Below are 16232 nucleotides of genomic sequence, written 5' to 3' on the forward strand. Positions count from 1 at the left end.
GACGCCGTGAATACATCCCTGTAGGCTTGAGCGCCGCATCCATGCGGCGCACACCCGCGCACAGCCTTACCCTCCCCAAAGGGGCTCGGATGCTGTATTGGCTTCGCCTTAGGGTGCCCTCCGAGTGGGTCGTGGGTGATCGCAGGGCTTGGGTGGGGGTGACCTCGCCCCTGGGTGCACTTCGGGAGCTCTGTAAGTAATCGCTAAGTTTTGGATGGATACGTCGGGTCTCAGTTGTCGCCTTCGCTTTGCAGGATGCTGATGTCCAGGCCGTCGAGGCCGCGTTGGCCGACCTTGTGGCCTGCCAGGCGGGTGGCGTTGGAGAGGGCCTGGGTGACGGTGCCGCCGTTGGCGAGGGTGTGTATGAGGCCGGCGTTGTAGGTGTCGCCGGCGCCGAGGGTGTCGATGACTTGGGGGGGTGGGCAGGCGGGCGCGTGGTAGAGGCCGTCGCGGCTGGCCCAGGCCCAGGAGCCTTCTTCGCCCCAAGTGCTGATGAGGATGGCGCCGGGTACGCGTTTGTGGATGCCCCTCAGGAAAGCTTCGGGTTCGTCGTAGCCGCGGCCGAGGACGAAGGGTCGGGAGAAGATGATGACGTCGGGTTGGCCGAAGAGCATATCGACGCCGTCTCTGTCCTTTTCCACTTCGAGGGAGATGGGGCGATGGCTGGGCTGGCGGCTGCGCAGGGTTTGCAGGATGCGGCTGGTGGTGTGGGTGTCGCGGGCCTGGAGGTGGATCCAGTCGTAGCGGTCCAGGGGGAGGTTTGCGACGTGGCTGGCTTGCAGTTCGGGCAGGTCGCGGTGGTGGATGATGGTGCGGGAGCCGTTGGTGGCGTTGAGGGTGATGTAGGAGGTGGGGGTGCGGCCGCTGCGACGCTGGCAGGTGTCGGTGCCGATGCCGCGCTGTGTCAGGAGGTTTTTGAGGCGGTCGCCGTCGGGCTCTTCCGCCAGGACGGTGGCCAGGTCGCAGTGGTGGCCCAGTTGTTTGAGGACGTGGAGGGTGTTGGCGGCGTTGCCGCCGGGGCAGGCGCGTTGTTCGAGGGCGCGCATTTCTTCGTCTTCCGCGGGGTAGTGGTCGACGATGTTGATGATGTCCAGGGTGGCGACGCCGATGCCGAGGATGTGGGCCATGGTGTGGGGTGCCTGTGGGCGGGTGGAGGCGGGTCGGGACAGGATAGTGAATGGGGGGGTGGGGGTAAAGTTGGGGGGTGTGGTGGCTGGCTTGGATTCCGCTGGGGGCTGGCGGTCCGCAGCTGGCGGTGAGGTCGGCGCATTGGGGGCGGTCCGGCTGCCGGCGGGACGCCGTGAATACGTCCCTGTAGGCTTGATCGCCGCATCCCTGCGGCGAACACCCGCCCACAGCCGGACCGCCCCCAATGCACCTGGATCGTGGTGAACCTGGGGTCGCGCCTTGCTGTTTGCTTTGGACGGACAGGCTCCGCTTGGGCCTGACACGACAAAGGGGGCTCGCGAGCCCCCTTTGTCTGCTTGGCATGGCCTACCCTGAGGGCGCCATCCCGGATGATGCGACTGACTTAGAAGTCGTAGCGCATGCCGGCGGTGAAGACCTGGCCGCCTTTAGCTTCGGCCGGGAACACATCGCGCCCTTCGCGCTTGTCCGTGATCGCAGCAGTCGTCTGTTCACGATAATACTCAGCGAAGAATTTCAGGTCATTATTGAACTGGTAGTCGTAACCGAGATGCACCACGGTCTCACCAAACTCCTTAACCTCGGCAACCATCACCTTGAACGTATTTTGTCCCATGGTGTAACCAGCATACACGTTCATGGCAGTGTCACCGTCTTCTCCATACCCGGAATCGGCATCGCTGTAGAAGCGCTCATATTTTGCTCCCAAGTACAGGTCACCCATCGTATGAGCGATTGAGATCCCGGCCAGCGTCGTGTTGTCGTCACCTCGGAAGTCATCCATACCAACGGACACGATGGTGTCGCCAAAGGCATAACTACCCGTCAGCTGGACACGATCATCGCCATTCAGGCCATTTTCCTCACTCCAGGCGAAGGCGAAGGACAGGCCATTCATGTCCGGGCTGTAGTAAGAAATGCTGTCCTTCTCACGGAAGGTGGTGAAGGTCGCAAAGCCACTGTAGTAGCTGCTGAACATATCCACCGGGAAGGAGATGGCATTGTAATAGGGCATCCACATCTGGCCATACAGCAGCGTACCCATATCACCCTGCACCCCGATCTGGGCAACGCGCACGTCCTGCTCCTGATCCCACGGATCCTGCACGGCCTTGTTGGCGATGTCGATGGGCAGTTCCAGCTGGCCGATCAGGGTCAGGCCTTCAGCCAGGGGGTAGTCGGCGTTAAAGCCGATGCGGGAATAGGCGTCACGGAAACCGCTGTAGGAGTCCAGGCCACCATCATCCTCGTCCTGGTTGTCAGGACGGACGTTTTCCACGGCGATGCGCGCGGAGCCGTAAAAGTCGATGTTCAGGTCATTAGCCTGGGCGTAAGCCGGCACGGCCAGGGCGGCGGTGACGGCGGTGGCGATCAAGGTCTTTCTGTTCATGGCGTGTGTGTTCACTCGTTTTCCCGTCTGTGCGGGGTTTTGGTCATAAGCACGTTCAGACCCGCTGAACGTGCTGGTTTCAAAGGTGTTGTACTACCAGGCTGATGCCTTGGGTCCCATGAGGGCCCAAGGCATCAGCGGGTGCCCGAGTATCGTGCCGGGCACCCGTGGGGCTTACGGCAGCCAGGTGTCCACCAGGTCGCGGTTCTGCTCGACCCAGCGCTTGGCGTTGTCGTAAGGATCGCCACCCTCTTCGTTCATCACCATCAACTCGGCCATCTTCTCAGGCGTCCAGTTGAAGTTGTTGAGGATGGCGTAGGCTTCGGGCATGTCGTCCTTGAGTCCGGCCCGGACGATGGTGTGGACGTATTCCTCACCACCGTAGATGCCCTTGGGATCTTCCAGGTACTTGAGATCCCAGCGGGCTTCCTTCCAATGGGGGGTCCAGGCGGTGACCACCACCCAGTCGTTGGTGCGGATGGCGTTGGCCAGCACGCCGGTCATGGTGGCGTCGGAGCCTTCCACCAGACGCAGGTTGAGGCCGTATTCCTCGATGGCGTCCTCGGTGGTGCTCATGATGCCGGCGCCGGGGTCGATGCCGATGATCTGGCGACCGAACTGGCGGCGGTGATCATTGAGTTCCTCGATGGAATCGATTTCCACGTAGGTGGGCACGGCCAGGCCGATGCGGGTGCCTTCCATGTTGGGGCCCAGGTCCTCGACCCGGTCCTGCACCTGCTCCAGGTAGTGGCCGTGGGTGGTGGGCAGCCAGGCGGCGACGAAAGCGTCCTGGTCGCCGGTGGCGACGGACTGCCACATGGCGGCGGCACTCACCGAAACCATGCGCACGTCGTAGCCGGCCTCTTCCAGCACCACGCGCACCACGTTGGTGCTGGCCACTTCGCTGGCCCACTCCACATAGGGCAGGCTGATGCGGCCCTTGTCGCCTGCGGTGGCAGCCATGGGCAGGGCCAGCAGGGCGATGATCATGATGATGCCGGCCCAGTGGGCGGCCCGTGTTTTTCTTGCTTGATGCATCGGCGTATCTCCGGTTGTGGGGCTGACTACTGCTGCTTCTTCTTGGGTTGCCCGATCTTCTGGGTGACCCGGTCGAGGATCATGGCCAGGATGACGATGGCGATGCCGGCCTCGAAACCGTTGCCCGGCTGCAGTCGCTGGATGGCGCGCCACACCTCGCCGCCCAGGCCGCCGGCGCCGATCATGGCAGCGATCACCACCATGGACAGTGCCAGCATGATGGTCTGGTTGATGCCGGCCATGATGGTGGGCACGGCCAGGGGCATCTGCACCTTGAACAGTTTCTGGCGCCAGTTGGCACCAAAGGCGTCCGAGGCCTCCACCAGTTCCTTGGGTACCTGGCGAATGCCGAGGATGGTGAGGCGGATGGCCGGGGGCATGGAGAAAATGACGGTGGCGAACATGGCGGACACCTGCCCCAGCCCGAAGAACGGGATGGCCGGGATCAGGTAAACGAAGGCCGGCATGGTCTGCATGAAGTCCAGCACCGGCATGACCGCCGCCTTGAACCGGTCGGAAAGCCCCCCCAGGATGCCCAGCGGCAGGGCGATGGCCACGGCCACGGCGGTGGCGAACAGCACCAGGGTGAAGGTCTCGACAGTGGCCTGCCAGAGCTGCAGGTTCCAGAGGAACAGCAGGCCGGCTGCCGTGCCGATACCCACGCGCCGGCCTGCCAGGTACCAGGCGAGGGCCGCGAAACCGAGGATGACCACCCAGGGGGGCGGGAAGCTGAGGGCGGTCACCACGCCTTCCACGCCGTTGCCGAGCACGGTACTGATGGCCCGGGTGACACCCGAGAAGGTGGTGGTCAGCCAGTCCAGACCGTCGTCGATGTAATCCGACAACGGGAACTTGCCTACGAAGGGAAAATCTTGACTCATTGTATGGTGATCCGGGCTTGAACGGGGGTCATGGGACAGGCCTTGCCACCCGGGTGCAGGCCACAATCGGCTCGCACCCGGAGACGCATACCGTCAGGCGCCGACCTTGGCTTCTGCGGTTTCCTGGGCCTGGGTGGGTTCGGTTTCGCCTTCGCCATCTCCAGCTTCGGCATCCTCCTTGTCGGGCTGGGCATCGGCGAGCGCGGCCAGGACTTGCGTCTTGACGATGGTGCCCAGCAACTTGCCGTTGTCGTCCACCACGGCGAGCGGAATGCGCGTGTCCACCAGCATCTGGAACAGCGTGCCAATGCTCTCGTCGGGTTTCACCGCGTAGTGGTCGCGCTGGATGATGCCCTCCAGGGTCTTTTCCTTGCGCTTGACCGCCTCGGCCGCGTCCTCAGCCCAGACATAGCCCTCCAGGGTGCCGTCGCGCTGGGTGACAAAGACGCTGTAGAAGCTTTCCTGATCCATCTTGTGCAGCGCAGTGCGAGGCCCATCGTTGGGCGTCACACGTATCCGGGAATCGTGCATGATGGCGCCGGCGGTCAGGATCTGGGTCTTGTCCACATCCTCCACGAAACGCTCCACGTAGCGGCTGGCGGGGGACGTGAGGATGTCCTCGGGGGTGCCGATCTGCACCACATACCCATCCTTCATGAGCACGATGCGATCCCCCAGTCGCAGGGCCTCGTCCAGGTCGTGGGTGATGAAGACGATGGTCTTTTTCACCCGGGACTGCAGGGCCAGCAACTCATCCTGCATGTCACGGCGAATCAGGGGGTCCAGGGCGCTGAAGGCCTCGTCCATGAGCAGGATGTCCGGGTCCACCGCCAGGGCCCGGGCCAGGCCCACGCGCTGCTGCATGCCGCCGGACAATTGCGAGGGATAGGACTGCTCCCAGCCATCCAGACCTACCAGCTTCAGCGCCTCGGTGGCCTTGGCGTCGCGGGTTTCCTTGTCGGTACCGCCGATCTCCAGCCCAAAGGCGGCATTTTCCATGATGGTGCGGTGAGGGAACAGGGCAAAGTTCTGGAACACCATGCCGAACTTGCGACGGCGTCGCTCCAGGACCTGATCGTTGGATAGCTTGAGGATGTCTTCGCCGTCGATCACCACCTCGCCGGCCGTGGGCTCGATGAGACGGTTAAGGCAACGGATCAGGGTGGACTTGCCGCAGCCACTGAGCCCCATGACCACGAGGATCTCGCCCTGGGCCACATCGAAGCAGACGTTCTGGATCCCCACCGTCTGCCCGGTGCGCTGAAGGATTTCCTTTCTGTCCAGGCCCTCGTCCAGGAGTTGCAAGGCGCGTTCGGGGTGGTCACCAAACACCTTGGTGACGTTCTTTACCTGGATTTTCGGTTGCAAGGTCTTGTCCTGCCTGGGCCCCTCGAAGGACCCGTGAAAGTTCGGAAAAATGAAAACACTGCGCCCCGATGCCTGTTCAGGCCCGGGGCGCAGCGAGCTTCAGATCAGATCCGGGCCGCAATGCAGCCCGGGCCTGTTCCATGCCGCGGCCTCAACGCACCGCGTCGAGGAAGTGCATGTGCCGCTCATAGTGCTCCAGCACGTCGTTGATGAGGGCCTCCTGGCTCCAGCCCACCACGTCGTAGTCCTGACCACCCTCGCTCAGGTGCACCTCGGCCCGGAAGTACTTCAGGGCCTCAGCCCGTTTCGGGCGGGTATCACGCATGACGAAGGACGGCGGCTCGTAGGCACGGGGACGCACGGAGTAGAAGAAATCGATCTCCTCGCCATGGCGCACTTCCACCCAGCAACGACCGTCTTCACGCTCGCCCACCACGGCGTCCAGGTTCTGCTTGCGCAGTTCCTCTGCCACCGCATTCAACGCGGGCTTGACCGTTTCCTGGATGTAGCGGACCACCTCGTTACGGCGTGGCTGATGCACGATGGAGCGCAACCGCCGCTGCCAGCTCACCGCCGCGTGCGGACCCACGGGCGAGACCCGGGCCTCCAGCAGGCTCACCTTCTTCATCCGGTCGATGCGCAAGGCCTTGAGCAGCCCCCAGCACATGATGATCATGATGATGGTGAAGGGCAATGCACTGGCAATGGTGGCCGTTTGCAGTGCTGCCAGTCCCCCGGCCAATAGCAGGGCCGCGGCGATCACGCCCTCCAGAATGGCCCAGAAGATGCGCTGCCAGGTGGGGGAATCTTCCTTGCCCCCGGAGGTGAGGATGTCCACCACCAGAGAGCCGGAGTCCGAGGAGGTAACGAAGAACGTCACGACCAGTATCGTGGCCAGAAAAGCCGTGATGGTGGAAAACGGCAGGTGTTCAAAGAACTGGAACAGCGCCACCGAGGTATCCGCCGACACCTGCTCTGCCAGATCGCCGATGCCCTGTTCCATGATCATGTTCAGGGCCGTGTTGCCGAAGAAGGTCATCCACATGATGGTGAAACCCACCGGCACCAGCAGCACACCGAAGGTGAACTCGCGAATGGTACGTCCCCTGGAGACGCGAGCGATGAACATGCCCACGAAAGGCGCCCAGGCGATCCACCAACCCCAGTAGAACAGCGTCCAGCCGCCGATCCAGTCCGTGGGTTCGTAGGCATAGAGGTTGAAGGTCATGCTGAACACACTGGAGACATAGTTACCGGTGTTCTGCACCACTGTCTGCAGGAGGTAGACCGTGGGCCCGGCCACGAGCACGAAGATCAGCAAGCCGACAGCCAGGATGATGTTGAATTCAGAGACCCGACGGATGCCGCCGTCCAGCCCCAGCACCACGGACACCGTGGCGATGGCCGTGATGACCGCAATCAGCACCACCTGCACAATGGGCGCGTTGGGCACACCGAAGAGGTATTCCAGGCCGGAGTTGATCTGCATGGCACCGAAACCCAGGGAGGTGGCCACGCCAAACAGGGTGCCCAGCACGGCAAAGGTGTCCACCGTATGGCCGATGCCACCATGGATACGATCACCAATCAGGGGATACAGGGACGAGCGGATGGTCAGGGGCAATCCCTGACGGAAGGCAAAATAAGCCAGCGAGAGCGCCACCACACCATAGATGGCCCAGGCATGCACGCCCCAATGGAAGAAGGTGATGCTCATGGCGTCGCGGGCGGCCTGAACCGTTTCCGGGTCGCCGGTGGGCGGCGACACGTAGTGCATCACCGGCTCGGCCACGCCAAAGAACATCAGCCCAATACCCATGCCCGCAGAGAACAACATGGCGAACCAGGAGAGATAGCTGTAGTCGGGCTCACTATGGTCCGGCCCGAGTTTGATTCCTCCATAACTGGATATGGCCACAGCGAACATGAACACCACGAAACCGGCTACGGCCAGGACGTAGAACCATCCCACCTTGTCGGTGACCCAGCCCAGGACGGCACTGAACACATCCCCCGCCAGTTCGGTGAATGTGGTGGCAAACACCACCAGAACAAGGGCTATCAGCGCCGAGGCGATGAACACCGGCGGGTTGATCTGCAAACGGGGTGCCCGTGTCGGGGCATCGTTACTTTCGGCCATAGACCCTCCTGATACCATTGGCTATGAGTACCGGCCACCTGGCCGGAAAAACCTTCAACGACGGACTGGCCGCACACATCTGGCCGGGGCATCGAAACCGGGGATTCGAATATCCCCGCACCCCATCAATCGGCCGCTCGCACGAACGAGACGGACCACGACACGCCGCAGCGGACATCACTCAACGCTTGATTCCAAACCACTGCCCGAGAGTTATTCTTGTCTTGAAAAGGTCACCGACCTCTTGCACCCGGGCCAGCCTTGCCGAGGACTGCACGTTCAGGAAATCATGCTGAAAATTAACATAGAAAGCCCGAGTCGTGCGACCCGGCGTGCTGTCAGCAGCATGCGGGCCAGTCGTAGTCCATGATCACCGGGGCATGATCGGAAAAGCGATCCTCCCGGTGCACGGCGGCCGCGCGCACGCTGTCCGCCACCCCCGGGGTTGCCACCTGATAGTCGAGACGCCAGCCCACATTCCTGGACCAGGCCTGACCACGATGTGACCACCAGGTGTATTCATCGGGCTGCGCATTCACCCGACGAAAGGTGTCCACCCAGCCCACCTCGTCGTAGAGCTGATCCAGCCAGGCCCGCTCCTCGGGGAGAAACCCGGAATTCTTTTGATTACTGCGCCAGTTGCGCAAGTCGATGGCCTTGTGGGCGATGTTCCAGTCGCCGCACAGGATGTACTCCCGACCATCCTGACGGGCCGCCCGCAGACGCCCCATGAAGGCATCCATGAACCGGTACTTGGCCTGCTGCCGGACCTCGCCGGAGGAGCCGGAGGGCAGATACACGGAGGCCACCGACAAGCCACCAAAACGCGCCTCGATATAGCGCGCTTCAGAATCGAACTCCTGCGAATCCATACCGATCACCAACTCATCGGGCGCTTGGCGGGTGTAGAGGGCCACGCCGCTGTAGCCCTTCTTCTGCGCATCGAAGTAGTGGCAGTGATAACCCCGGGGATGAAAGGTCTCATCCGCGAGCTGATGCACCTGTGCCTTGGTCTCCTGGATGCACACCACATCCGCCTCACAGGCTTCAAGCCACTGAAAAAAACCCTTGCGGGCGGCGGAGCGGATACCATTCGCGTTAAAATTGACAATGCGCATATCTGAATCGGTTCGATGAGGGTTTCAGGTCGAGCCGACGAACTTACCACAGGGGCTGCCCGCCGGCCTTGTGAACCCCAAGGGATCCTTGTAACTTCAAGCCCATGAACACATTCCGCACCGAATTCCTTCAATTCTGCCTGGAGAGGGGCGTACTGCGCTTTGGCGAGTTCACCCTCAAGTCCGGGCGGGTCAGCCCCTACTTCTTCAACGCCGGCCTGTTCAGTACCGGACGGGACCTGTCACGACTGGGGGCCTTCTATGCCCGTACCCTGGTGGATGCTGATGCCGAGATCGACATGCTCTTTGGCCCGGCCTACAAGGGCATCCCCCTGGCGGCTGCCACCGCCATCGCGCTGGCGCAGCAACATGATCGGGATTACCCCTATTGCTTCAACCGCAAGGAGGCCAAGGACCATGGTGAGGGAGGCAGCTTGGTGGGCTCTCCGCTCACGGGCCGGGTACTCATCGTGGACGACGTGATTACCGCCGGCACTGCAATCCGCGAGTCCGTGGAGATCATCCGCGCCGCTGGCGCCGAGCCCGCCGGCGTGTTGATCGCGCTGGATCGCCAGGAACGGGGGCAGGGTGAACTGTCCGCCATTCAGGAAGTGGAGCGGGACTTTGGCCTCAAGGTGCATGCCATCGCCACCCTCTCCGACCTGGTGGAGTTCCTGGGCGAACTGCCCGACATGGCACGGCATCGGGATGCCGTGGAAGCCTATCGAAAGGAATTCGGGATCCGGATTTAGGAACGGGTGCCGCCGTGATCCACCTCCCCGCGCGATGGCCCACACAACTGCTGGCGGGCACCTTGCTGCTGACCATGGCCTCGGGGGCCGGGGCACAGATGTATCGCTGGGTGGACGAGGATGGTCAGGTGCACTTCAGCGACACCCCGCCCACCGATGCAGGCCGCTACGACCGCGAGGTCCTGGATCGGCGGGGGCTGGTGGTGGAGCGACTGGAGCGCGCCCAGACCGCCGAGGAGCGGGAACGGGAACAGGCCCGTCAGGCCGCGGAGGCAGAGACCGCTCGTCGTGAGGCGGAGCAGTCCCGCGCGGACCGCATCCTGCTGCAGTCCTTCGGCTCGGAACGGGAATTGCTGCACGCCCGGGATGACCGTCTGGCCATGGTGGATGGCAACATCAACCTGGTACGCAACAAGCTCTCATCCCTTCAGGAACAGCACGAGGAGGCACGTGACCGGGCCCAGCGCCTCCAGGCCCAGGATCGTGAATTACCGGAGAACCTGCAGCGGCGCCTGAGCTCGCTGGAACGCCAGATCCTTCGCCATGAGGAGCAATTGGTCGCCCGCCAACAGGAACGCGAGGCCCTGGTGGAGCGATTCAATCGGGACCTGAAACGCCTGCGGCAATTGCGCCAGGAGCAGGAAGGCCCTGCATCCTAGGCATCGCTGATACGACCTGACACCACCTGCGCCCGAGCCGGGCGCTCCAGGATCCATCACCCGCGGATCAGTGTCCCCACCCCCTTGTCGGTGAGCAACTCCAGCATCACCGCATGGGCGACGCGCCCGTCGATGATATGGGCACTCTTCACCCCCGACTTGACCGCATCCAGGGCACACTGGATTTTCGGGATCATGCCTCCATGGATCACGCCCGAGGCGATCAGCTCGTCCACTTCCCGAGCAGTCAGTCCGGTGAGCAGGCTGCCCGCATCATCCAGCACCCCCGGGGTGTTCGTGAGCAGGATCAGCTTTTCGGCGGCCAGCACCGAGGCCATCTTGCCCGCCACCAGGTCGGCGTTGATGTTGTAAGCCACCCCATCCTCACCCACCCCCACCGGCGCGATCACCGGAATGAAATCCCCCGAGTCCAGCATGTGCACCACCGCCGGATCAATGGAGGCCACCTCCCCCACATGCCCAAGATCGATGATCTCCGAGGCCTCGGGGTCCGCCTTTGCGCGCCGATGGCTCAAGCGCCTGGCGCGGATCAACCCGCCATCCTTGCCGGTCAGCCCCACGGCGCGCCCGCCGAACTGGTTGATGAGACTGACGATCTCCTTGTTCACCAGCCCTCCCAGGACCATCTGCACCACATCCATGGTCTCCCGGTCCGTCACCCGCAGGCCGTCGATGAAACGGGACTCCTTGCCCAGCTGGTCCAGCATCTTGCCGATCTGCGGCCCGCCGCCGTGGACCACCACCGGGTTCATGCCCACCTGCTTGAGCAGGACGATATCCCGGGCGAAGCCCCGTTTGAGTTCCTCGTCCACCATGGCATTGCCGCCATACTTGATCACCAGGGTCTTGCGGGAAAAGCGCTGGATATACGGCAGCGCCTCGGTCAGCACCCGGGCGATGGTGTGCACACTGATTTGGTCCATGGCGGTGGACTCGGACATGGGGCATTTCTCCGTTTTTACAGATCAAGACAATACAACGAACAGGGGTGACAGGGTGGCAGCCCGCCTCAGAAGGGCAACCCGAGCGTGACATCCGCCTGGTGCATCAACGCCCGGAAACGGGCCTGAATCCGTGCCAGTGCCTCGGGGGTGTCGCCCTCGAAGCGCAGGGTGAGGCAGGGGGTGGTGTTGGAGGCGCGCACCAGGCCCCAACCGTCGGGAAAATCCACTCGCAGGCCATCGATGCGTGTGATCGTACCGCCTTCCAGCGCTTCCTGACCTTCCATCGCCTCCAGCAGACGAGCCATGAATACATCATGGGCATCCTCAACCCCTTCGGGGCTCACCAGGATCTCCGGGGTGTGACAGCCCTGAGGCAGGTCGTCCAGCACCCGCGCCGGCGGACGACCATCTCGCGACAGCCATTCCAGCAGACGGGCCCCGGCGTAGAGGGCGTCATCCACACCCAACCAGCGATCGCGGAAGAATACATGCCCGCTCATCTCTCCCGCCAGCAAGGCTCCGGTTTCTTCCATGCGCGCCTTGAGCAGGGAGTGCCCGGTACACCACATATCCGGCACGCCGCCCCGGCGGCGCACCTCCTCGGCCAGATGATGGGTGCATTTCACGTCGAATACCACGCCAGCCCCGGGATGATGGGCCAGCACGTCGTCGGCAAAGCACATCATCAGGCGGTCCGGCCAGTGGATGCGCCCCTGGCCGTCCACCATGCCGAGGCGATCTCCATCACCGTCAAAGGCCAGGCCCAGATCCAGGCCCTGCCGGCGCACCACATCGGCCAGGTGGGCCAGGTTTTCCGGACGCGAGGGGTCGGGGTGATGATTGGGAAAATGACCATCCACCCGGCAGAACAGGGGCTCCACGCGGCAGCCCAGTCGCCGGTAAACCTCGGGAGCGATATCCGATGCGGCACCATTGCCACAGTCCACGGCCACCGACAGGGGGCGGTGCAGATGAATGTCGTTGCAGAGTCGGTGCAGATAGTCCTGGGTCACCTCCGCCTCGACACAGCGACCACCCGGGCCTTCGGGCAAGCGATCCTCGGCAATGCGGCGACGCAGTCGCTGCACCGTTTCCCGGTGCAGGGTACGCCTCCCCAGCATGAGCTTGAAACCGTTGTAACGGGGCGGATTATGACTCCCGGTGACCATCACGCCGTTGCCATCGGCCAGCTCCAGGGCAGCGAAATAGGTCACTGGGGTGGGCACGCATCCCAGCAGGATCACCTCCAGACCAGTGGCCATGAGCCCTTTCACCAGGGCAGCCTCCAGTGCCGGACTGGAGAGACGGCCATCGCGGCCGACGGCGACCCGCTTGCTGCCCTGCTCGCGGGCCTCGGCCCCGTAGGCGCGACCCACGGCCTCGGCCACCCCAGGGTCCAGGCCAGCCTCCACCACCCCGCGGATATCGTAGGCCCGGAAGATGGAAGGCGACACCTGAACACTCATATGGGTAATCCCTGTAGATAACCTTGGGCCTGTTAAAACCTCTGACCTTTCAAAACTGCAGGGCCCTGGATGGATGCCGACAGGCGGATGGGGTCGTCTCAGATTCGGCCCGAGGAGCCGAAACCACCGGTTCCCCGCTGCGTGGCCTCGAACTCATCCACCACCTGGAAACGGGGCTGCACCACGGGCACCACCACCATCTGGGCAACGCGCTCCCCCGGGGAGATCACGAAGGACTCCTCTCCCCGGTTCCAGCAGGAGACCATCAGCGGTCCCTGGTAGTCGGAGTCGATCAAGCCCACCAGGTTGCCCAGCACGATACCCTGTTTATGGCCCAGCCCCGAGCGGGGCAGGATCATGGCCGCCAGGCCCGGATCGGCGATGTGCATGGCCATGCCCGTGGGAATGAGTTCAGCCTGACCGGGAAGCAGCGTCAGGGGCGCATCCAGGCAGGCGCGCAGATCCACGCCGGCGGAACCCTCGGTGGCCGGGGTGGGCAGGGGAAAATCACGGCCCAGGCGGGCATCGAGAATCTTGATCTGTATGGTCTGCATGTTCGGCTCAGTCCTGTCCACGGGCCATCTGGAATCGATCCGCGATCACCTGCACCAGCGCCCGCGCCAGTGTCACCTTGGATTGTCGCGGCAGCGAGCAATCCCCATCGCGCCAGAACACCCGCAGGGCGTTGTCGTCCACATCGAACCCCTGACCGCCGGACACGTCATTGGCGGCGATCATGTCCAGGCGCTTTTTCTCGAGCTTGGCGCGTGCGTGCTGCTCCAGGGAATCCGTCTCGGCGGCAAAACCCACGGTGAAGGGCCGATCCGCAGAGCCTGACACCAGGGCGAGGATGTCTGGGTTCTTCACCAGTTGCAGGTCCAGGGTGTCGCCCTGCTTCTTGATCTTTTGCTGCGCCGGTTGCGCCACGCGGTAATCGGCCACGGCGGCGGTGGCGATGAAGATGTCGGCACCCGGCAAGTGGGCCATCACCGCCTCCCGCATCTGTTCAGCCGTCTCCACCATCAGACGCTCCACCCCCGCAGGGGCTTCCAGTGCTACCGGACCGCTCACCAGGGTGACCCGGGCGCCGGCCAGTGCGGCAGCGGCGGCCACGGCATGGCCCATGCGCCCGGAACTGCGGTTGGTGATGTAGCGCACCGGATCCACGGGCTCCCGGGTGGGGCCCGCAGTGACCAGGACATGGCGCCCTGCAAGGCGCGGGGCCTCGAACAGGGACTGGAGAGACTGCAACAGCTCGGCGGGCTCAAGCATGCGCCCTGCCCCGATCTCACCACAGGCCTGCCCACCGGTGCCGGGACCAAAGAGGTGTACGCCACGTGAGGCCAGCAGGCGGGCATTTTCCCGGGTGGCCACGTGGCCCCACATGGCCCGGTTCATGGCCGGGGCCAGACAAACAGGGGCCTCGGTGGCCAGACACAGGGTGCTCAGCAGGTCATCAGCCATGCCGTGGGCCAGACGGGCCATGACATCCGCCGTGGCCGGCGCCACCAGGATGGCGTCGGCCCAGCGGGCCAGGCTGATATGGTCCATCCCGGCCTCCGCCTCGGCGTCGAACACGGCCGTGCGCACCGGGTGCCCGGACAGGGCCTGGAAGGTGAGCGGCGCCACGAATTCCGTGGCCCGGGGCGTCATCACCACCCTCACCCGCGCCCCGGCCCCGGTGAGCAGGCGCACCAGTTCGCAGCTCTTGTAGGCGGCAATGCCGGCGCTGACGCCCAGCAGGATGTTCTTTTCTGTGAGTGGCATGGGGGGATTCTACCTTGTCGGCGAGGGCAAGTCCTGTGAACGGAGGGCGTGTCCTGGTCCGGGGGCGCGGCGGGCATCATGCGTGACCTCGCACTGTCGGCCCTGTAACTTAAGCCCCGGCGAAAACATCTCCGACCAAGGACTTCCCATGCCTCAAGCCTACGATCCCGCCCGCTTCGAACGGGTGCGCTGGACCATCTACAGCGTGCTCATCGCAGCTTACATGCTGGTGTTCTTTCACCGCTTTGCGCCAGCCATGGTTTCCGGGGAACTCACCGAAGCATTCGGCGTGACGGCGGCGGCGCTGGGGTCCCTCTCGGCCATGTATTTCTACATCTACACCGCCATGCAGATGCCGGCAGGTGTGCTGGCAGACACCCTGGGTTCGCGTTTTGCGGTGATGCTGGGCAACGCAGTGGCCGGGTGCGGCTCCATCGTCTTTGGGCTCGCCGAGACGCTGGCCACCGCCAGCGTGGGCCGTTTCCTGGTAGGGCTGGGGGTCTCGGTGGTCTTCGTCGGCCTCATGAAGAGCAATTCCGTGTGGTTCAGCGAACGCAAGTACGGCAGCATCAGCGGCCTCACCCTGCTGCTGGGCAACCTGGGGGCCATCGCCGCCACCGGCCCCCTCGCCTTGATGCTGCTTGTGGTGGACTGGCGCAGCCTGTTCGTGGCCCTGGGAGTGATCGCCATCGGCCTGGCCGTGCTCTCCTGGTGGCTGGTGCGTGACAAGCCCGAACAGATGGGTTTCCCATCGGTACGTGAGATGGAAGGCCTGCCGCCGGCAACGCCGCGCCAGCAGCATTGGATACGGGATCTCAAGTCAGTGGTGAGCAACCGCCGCCTGTGGCCTGGTTTCATCTACGACTTCGGCATCACCGGCAGTCTGTTCGGCATGCTGGGACTGTGGGCCATCCCCCTGCTGCGGGATGTTCATGGGCTCAGCCGGGGAGATGCCTCCCTTTACACGACCCTGGCCACCGTAGCCTTCGCCATCGGCTGCCTGGTGGCAGGCAATGTCTCGGACCGCCTGGGTCGGCGCCGCCCGGTGCTGCAGGCTGGTGCCCTGGCCTATCTGGGCATGTGCCTGGGTCTGTTATTACTGCCTTGGGGACCGGGAGCCCTGGGGCTTACCCTGTTCATCCTGCTGGGCCTGAGCGCCGGCTGTTTCGTGGTGGCGTACGCCCACGCCAAGGAAGTGGCGCCACCTGCCTTTTCGGGCATGGCCATCGCCCTGGTGAACACCGGACTGTTCCTGGGCGCTGCCCTGTTCCAGCCTTTGTTTGGCTGGGTGATGGACCTGGGCTGGGATGGCACGCTCAGTGCCACCGGCGCCCCGGTCTATGACGCAGGGGATTATCAGCGTGGGCTTTGGCTGCTCACCGGCTTTGCGGCGCTGGCCACGGTGGCGTCGTGGCTACTGGTGGAGACTCGGGGAAAAAATATTGTGGAGGACTGATAACCCCCGGCCATCCCCACAAAAGTGCGACCCACGGCCGAACTGGTCGCCCCGGGCAGCTGGCTCGTGCTGCCCCCTGTTATGAT

At 63.8% G+C, this 16232-nt stretch carries 14 protein-coding genes; 3 read left to right on the plus strand and 11 right to left on the minus strand.

The features are described from left to right. Positions 1-230: 230 nt before the first annotated feature. The 7 genes from LPW30_RS00705 to LPW30_RS00735 all read right to left on the minus strand — a co-directional run bounded on the left by LPW30_RS00705 (position 231) and on the right by LPW30_RS00735 (position 9081). On the minus strand, positions 231-1127 hold the full coding sequence (locus tag LPW30_RS00705; RefSeq protein WP_239679825.1) for a PfkB family carbohydrate kinase: 897 nt from the start codon (positions 1125-1127) through the stop codon (positions 231-233). 404 nt (positions 1128-1531) lie between these two features. After that, the gene (locus tag LPW30_RS00710) at positions 1532-2536 is read right to left on the minus strand and encodes a porin (protein ID WP_239679826.1); all 1005 of its coding nucleotides are present in this window, start codon (positions 2534-2536) and stop codon (positions 1532-1534) included. Positions 2537-2710: 174 nt separating this feature from the next. Next, a complete protein-coding gene (locus tag LPW30_RS00715; RefSeq protein WP_026623850.1) occupies positions 2711-3526 on the minus strand; it encodes a glycine betaine ABC transporter substrate-binding protein in 816 nt (271 codons plus the stop codon). A gap of 74 nt (positions 3527-3600) precedes the next feature. Beyond that, the gene (locus LPW30_RS00720) at positions 3601-4455 is read right to left on the minus strand and encodes an ABC transporter permease (RefSeq protein ID WP_025283084.1); all 855 of its coding nucleotides are present in this window, start codon (positions 4453-4455) and stop codon (positions 3601-3603) included. 93 nt (positions 4456-4548) lie between these two features. Beyond that, positions 4549-5823 carry a quaternary amine ABC transporter ATP-binding protein gene (locus LPW30_RS00725; RefSeq protein WP_238623991.1) on the minus strand — a complete coding sequence of 425 codons (1275 nt, stop codon included), beginning with the start codon at positions 5821-5823 and terminating at the stop codon, positions 4549-4551. 151 nt (positions 5824-5974) lie between these two features. Next, positions 5975-7963 carry a BCCT family transporter gene (locus tag LPW30_RS00730; protein ID WP_238623992.1) on the minus strand — a complete coding sequence of 663 codons (1989 nt, stop codon included), beginning with the start codon at positions 7961-7963 and terminating at the stop codon, positions 5975-5977. Positions 7964-8301: 338 nt separating this feature from the next. Beyond that, a complete protein-coding gene (locus LPW30_RS00735) occupies positions 8302-9081 on the minus strand; it encodes an exodeoxyribonuclease III (RefSeq protein WP_239679827.1) in 780 nt (259 codons plus the stop codon). A 104-nt stretch (positions 9082-9185) separates the two neighbouring features. Here LPW30_RS00735 and pyrE point away from each other — a divergent pair, with 104 nt between their 5' ends. After that, complete coding sequence (gene pyrE / locus LPW30_RS00740) at positions 9186-9833, plus strand: orotate phosphoribosyltransferase (RefSeq protein ID WP_025280258.1); 648 nt, start codon at positions 9186-9188, stop codon at positions 9831-9833. 14 nt (positions 9834-9847) lie between these two features. Next, the gene (locus tag LPW30_RS00745; protein WP_025280257.1) at positions 9848-10492 is read left to right on the plus strand and encodes a DUF4124 domain-containing protein; all 645 of its coding nucleotides are present in this window, start codon (positions 9848-9850) and stop codon (positions 10490-10492) included. 56 nt (positions 10493-10548) lie between these two features. On the opposite strand, the gene argB is transcribed toward LPW30_RS00745, so the two are convergent. From argB to coaBC, 4 genes are all read right to left on the minus strand, one after another. Beyond that, complete coding sequence (gene argB / locus LPW30_RS00750; protein WP_025280256.1) at positions 10549-11436, minus strand: acetylglutamate kinase; 888 nt, start codon at positions 11434-11436, stop codon at positions 10549-10551. 86 nt (positions 11437-11522) lie between these two features. Continuing rightward, positions 11523-12923 carry a phosphomannomutase/phosphoglucomutase gene (locus LPW30_RS00755; RefSeq protein ID WP_239679828.1) on the minus strand — a complete coding sequence of 467 codons (1401 nt, stop codon included), beginning with the start codon at positions 12921-12923 and terminating at the stop codon, positions 11523-11525. Between the two features lie 98 nt (positions 12924-13021). Next, a complete protein-coding gene (dut, locus tag LPW30_RS00760) occupies positions 13022-13477 on the minus strand; it encodes a dUTP diphosphatase (protein ID WP_025280254.1) in 456 nt (151 codons plus the stop codon). A 7-nt stretch (positions 13478-13484) separates the two neighbouring features. Beyond that, positions 13485-14690, minus strand: a complete 1206-nt coding sequence (gene coaBC / locus LPW30_RS00765; RefSeq protein ID WP_239679829.1) for a bifunctional phosphopantothenoylcysteine decarboxylase/phosphopantothenate--cysteine ligase CoaBC — start codon at positions 14688-14690, stop codon at positions 13485-13487. A 148-nt stretch (positions 14691-14838) separates the two neighbouring features. Here coaBC and LPW30_RS00770 point away from each other — a divergent pair, with 148 nt between their 5' ends. Continuing rightward, positions 14839-16146, plus strand: coding sequence for an MFS transporter (locus tag LPW30_RS00770; RefSeq protein WP_025280252.1), 1308 nt, complete (start codon positions 14839-14841; stop codon positions 16144-16146). Positions 16147-16232 lie beyond the last annotated feature (86 nt).

Source organism: Ectothiorhodospira variabilis (assembly GCF_022227625.1).
In the GTDB taxonomy this organism is placed as follows: Bacteria; Pseudomonadota; Gammaproteobacteria; order Ectothiorhodospirales; family Ectothiorhodospiraceae; genus Ectothiorhodospira; species Ectothiorhodospira haloalkaliphila.

Bases quoted from the DNA above. Each gene is read 5' to 3' on its own strand.
- LPW30_RS00705 (WP_239679825.1), bottom strand. From the start codon at position 1,127: ATGGCCCACATCCTCGGCATCGGCGTCGCCACCCTGGACATCATCAAC.
- LPW30_RS00710 (WP_239679826.1), bottom strand. From the start codon at position 2,536: ATGAACAGAAAGACCTTGATCGCCACCGCCGTCACCGCCGCCCTGGCC.
- LPW30_RS00715 (WP_026623850.1), bottom strand. From the start codon at position 3,526: ATGATCATCGCCCTGCTGGCCCTGCCCATGGCTGCCACCGCAGGCGAC.
- LPW30_RS00720 (WP_025283084.1), bottom strand. From the start codon at position 4,455: ATGAGTCAAGATTTTCCCTTCGTAGGCAAGTTCCCGTTGTCGGATTAC.
- LPW30_RS00730 (WP_238623992.1), bottom strand. From the start codon at position 7,963: ATGGCCGAAAGTAACGATGCCCCGACACGGGCACCCCGTTTGCAGATC.
- LPW30_RS00735 (WP_239679827.1), bottom strand. From the start codon at position 9,081: ATGCGCATTGTCAATTTTAACGCGAATGGTATCCGCTCCGCCGCCCGC.
- pyrE (WP_025280258.1), top strand. From the start codon at position 9,186: ATGAACACATTCCGCACCGAATTCCTTCAATTCTGCCTGGAGAGGGGC.
- argB (WP_025280256.1), bottom strand. From the start codon at position 11,436: ATGGACCAAATCAGTGTGCACACCATCGCCCGGGTGCTGACCGAGGCG.
- LPW30_RS00755 (WP_239679828.1), bottom strand. From the start codon at position 12,923: ATGAGTGTTCAGGTGTCGCCTTCCATCTTCCGGGCCTACGATATCCGC.
- dut (WP_025280254.1), bottom strand. From the start codon at position 13,477: ATGCAGACCATACAGATCAAGATTCTCGATGCCCGCCTGGGCCGTGAT.
- coaBC (WP_239679829.1), bottom strand. From the start codon at position 14,690: ATGCCACTCACAGAAAAGAACATCCTGCTGGGCGTCAGCGCCGGCATT.
- LPW30_RS00770 (WP_025280252.1), top strand. From the start codon at position 14,839: ATGCCTCAAGCCTACGATCCCGCCCGCTTCGAACGGGTGCGCTGGACC.